Origin of the sequence: uncultured Kluyvera sp., assembly GCF_902485085.1 — a bacterium.
GTDB lineage: Bacteria > Pseudomonadota > Gammaproteobacteria > Enterobacterales > Enterobacteriaceae > Kluyvera > Kluyvera ascorbata.
This window is the reverse complement of the sequence record NZ_CABTJS010000157.1, coordinates 1-1,200: the sequence shown is the minus strand read 5'-3', so window position 1 is coordinate 1,200 and position 1,200 is coordinate 1. Positions and strand designations below refer to the sequence as shown.

The 1,200-nt window shown below is 51.4% G+C and carries 1 protein-coding gene; it reads left to right on the top strand.

Features of this window, described 5'->3' with window-relative positions; all coding sequences use genetic code 11:
• Window positions 1-71: 71 nt before the first annotated feature.
• Window positions 72-1,052 (top strand): IS5-like element ISEc68 family transposase, encoded by a 981-nt coding sequence (locus RDN66_RS19125; protein ID WP_000082736.1) that lies wholly within the window; start codon window positions 72-74, stop codon window positions 1,050-1,052.
• Window positions 1,053-1,200: the final 148 nt, after the last annotated feature.

Genomic DNA, 1,200 nt, shown 5'->3' with positions numbered 1-1,200 from the left:
TAAGGAAGGTGCGAATAAGTCCGAGATGTGAGATCATCGTGTTGTAACCTGAACCCAGAATGAGTAACCGGATGAGCCAGCAACTGACTTTTGCCGACAGTGAGTTTTCCAGTAAACGCCGCCAGACCCGCAAAGAAGTTTTCCTTGGCAGAATGGATGACTTGCTTCCCTGGGACAAATTACTTGGCGTTATCGAGCCTGTGTATCCCAAGGCCGGTAATGGTCGCAGGCCCTATCCGCTGGAAACCATGCTGCGTATTCACTGCATGCAGCAATGGTACAACCTGAGCGATGAGGCCATGGAAGATGCCCTCTATGAAATCGCCTCCATGCGCCAATTTGCTCGCCTGTCACTGGATAAAGCCATTCCAGACCGCACTACCATCATGAATTTCCGGCATTTGCTGGAGCAGCATGAACTGGCCCGCAAAATCTTCAGTACCGTTAATCACTGGCTAGCAGAGTGTGGCGTTCTAATGACCCAGGGCACCTTGGTGGATGCCACCATCATTCAAGCCCCCAGCTCTACCAAAAACAAACACAACAGCCGTGATGAAGACATGCACCAGACCAAGAAAGGTAACCAGTGGTACTTCGGCATGAAAGCGCACATTGGCGTGGACGCCAAAAGTGGCCTGACCCACAGTCTGGTGACCACGGCGGCTAACGAGCACGACCTCAATCAGGTTGGCAAGTTACTGCATGGCGATGAAGAATTTATCTCAGCCGATGCTGGTTATCAGGGGGCCGAAAAGCGCGATGAGCTCAGCGATGTCAGCGCAGACTGGCTTATCGCCAAGCGTCCCGGCAAAGTGAATGCATTGAAGCAACACCCGCGCAAGAACAAGCTGGCCATCCGTTACGAATACCTGAAAGCGAGTATCCGAGCGAAGGTTGAGCATCCATTTCGGATAGTAAAATGTCAGTTTGGTTTCGTCAAAGCCAGGTACAAGGGGCTGGCTAAAAATGACAGTCAACTGGCGATGTTATTCACCCTGGCGAACCTGGTTCGAGTTGACCAATTGATACGGGCACAGGCGAGATCTACCTGAAATGAGGAAATTGGCCTGAAACAGGGCCAAAATCAGCCACGAAGAGACGATTTTGGGCTGAAAATTGGAAAATTGAGCCACAGGACGTCGATAAAGGACGGTTTGGGGCGTCATATCGGGAGCTGCGGACCACTTAATCGCAACTTCC